Source organism: Streptococcus thoraltensis DSM 12221, assembly GCF_000380145.1.
In the GTDB taxonomy this organism is placed as follows: Bacteria; Bacillota; Bacilli; order Lactobacillales; family Streptococcaceae; genus Streptococcus; species Streptococcus thoraltensis.
Map to the genome: position 1 here is coordinate 1 of NZ_KB904624.1, position 2087 is coordinate 2087.

At 49.2% G+C, this 2087-nt stretch carries 1 tRNA gene and 2 rRNA genes; all 3 read left to right on the plus strand.

The window, feature by feature from the left end:
- The first annotated feature begins 110 nt into the window (after window positions 1–110).
- Window positions 111–1669 (plus strand): 16S ribosomal RNA (locus A3IA_RS0108910).
- 54 nt (window positions 1670–1723) lie between these two features.
- Window positions 1724–1796, plus strand: a tRNA-Ala gene (locus tag A3IA_RS0108915).
- A 152-nt stretch (window positions 1797–1948) separates the two neighbouring features.
- A 23S ribosomal RNA gene (locus tag A3IA_RS0108920) occupies window positions 1949–2087 on the plus strand; the annotation flags it as partial.

Here is a 2087-nt window from a genome sequence, read left to right on the forward strand (position 1 = left end):
AAGACCTTTGAAAACTGGATAAAGAAACCAAACGTGCGGGTTACGAAAGTAACCTGTCAAAAAGAGAAAACGTCAGAAAGACACACGAGTGGGAACTCAAAATCTTAAAAATTAATGAGAGTTTGATCCTGGCTCAGGACGAACGCTGGCGGCGTGCCTAATACATGCAAGTGGAACGCATTTATAACTACCGTAGCTTGCTACAATTGGTATAAATGAGTCGCGAACGGGTGAGTAACGCGTAGGTAACCTACCTTTAAGCGGGGGATAACTATTGGAAACGATAGCTAATACCGCATAAAAGGAGCTAACCCATGTTAGCTTTTTAAAAGGTGCAACAGCATCACTTAAAGATGGACCTGCGTTGTATTAGCTAGTTGGTAAGGTAACGGCTTACCAAGGCTTCGATACATAGCCGACCTGAGAGGGTGATCGGCCACACTGGGACTGAGACACGGCCCAGACTCCTACGGGAGGCAGCAGTAGGGAATCTTCGGCAATGGGGGGAACCCTGACCGAGCAACGCCGCGTGAGTGAAGAAGGTTTTCGGATCGTAAAGCTCTGTTATAAGCGAAGAATAGGAGTAAGAGTGGAAAGTTTACTCTATGACGGTAGCTTATCAGAAAGGGACGGCTAACTACGTGCCAGCAGCCGCGGTAATACGTAGGTCCCGAGCGTTGTCCGGATTTATTGGGCGTAAAGCGAGCGCAGGTGGTTTAATAAGTCTGAAGTTAAAGGCAGTGGCTCAACCATTGTACGCTTTGGAAACTGTTAAACTTGAGTGCAGAAGGGGAGAGTGGAATTCCATGTGTAGCGGTGAAATGCGTAGATATATGGAGGAACACCGGTGGCGAAAGCGGCTCTCTGGTCTGTAACTGACACTGAGGCTCGAAAGCGTGGGTAGCGAACAGGATTAGATACCCTGGTAGTCCACGCCGTAAACGATGAGTGCTAGGTGTTGGGTCCTTTCCGGGACTCAGTGCCGCAGCTAACGCATTAAGCACTCCGCCTGGGGAGTACGACCGCAAGGTTGAAACTCAAAGGAATTGACGGGGGCCCGCACAAGCGGTGGAGCATGTGGTTTAATTCGAAGCAACGCGAAGAACCTTACCAGGTCTTGACATCCCGGTGCCGGTTCTAGAGATAGAACTTTTCTTAGGAACACTGGAGACAGGTGGTGCATGGTTGTCGTCAGCTCGTGTCGTGAGATGTTGGGTTAAGTCCCGCAACGAGCGCAACCCCTATTGTTAGTTGCCATCATTAAGTTGGGCACTCTAGCGAGACTGCCGGTAATAAACCGGAGGAAGGTGGGGATGACGTCAAATCATCATGCCCCTTATGACCTGGGCTACACACGTGCTACAATGGTCGGTACAACGAGTTGCGAGCTGGTGACAGTAAGCTAATCTCTTAAAGCCGATCTCAGTTCGGATTGTAGGCTGCAACTCGCCTACATGAAGTCGGAATCGCTAGTAATCGCGGATCAGCACGCCGCGGTGAATACGTTCCCGGGCCTTGTACACACCGCCCGTCACACCACGAGAGTTTGTAACACCCGAAGTCGGTGAGGTAACCTTTTAGGAGCCAGCCGCCTAAGGTGGGATAGATGATTGGGGTGAAGTCGTAACAAGGTAGCCGTATCGGAAGGTGCGGCTGGATCACCTCCTTTCTAAGGAAATGGAAGCACGTTTGGTAACTTTATTTAGTTTTGAGAGGTCTTTGTGGGGCCTTAGCTCAGCTGGGAGAGCGCCTGCTTTGCACGCAGGAGGTCAGCGGTTCGATCCCGCTAGGCTCCATTGAATCGAAAGGTTCAAGCTAGTCCATTGAAAATTGAATATCTATATCAAAAAATTCCACGATCAAAGTAAAGATTGTAGAATAGTAACAAGAAATAAACCGAAAACGCTGAAAATATTTACTGAGAAAACGGTCGTAAGACCCAAAATAAGGTTAAGTTAATAAGGGCGCACGGTGGATGCCTTGGCACTAGAAGCCGAAGAAGGACGTGACTAACGACGAAATGCTTTGGGGAGCTGTAAGTAAGCGCCGATCCAGAGATGTCCGAATGGGGGAACCCACTAGCTAAT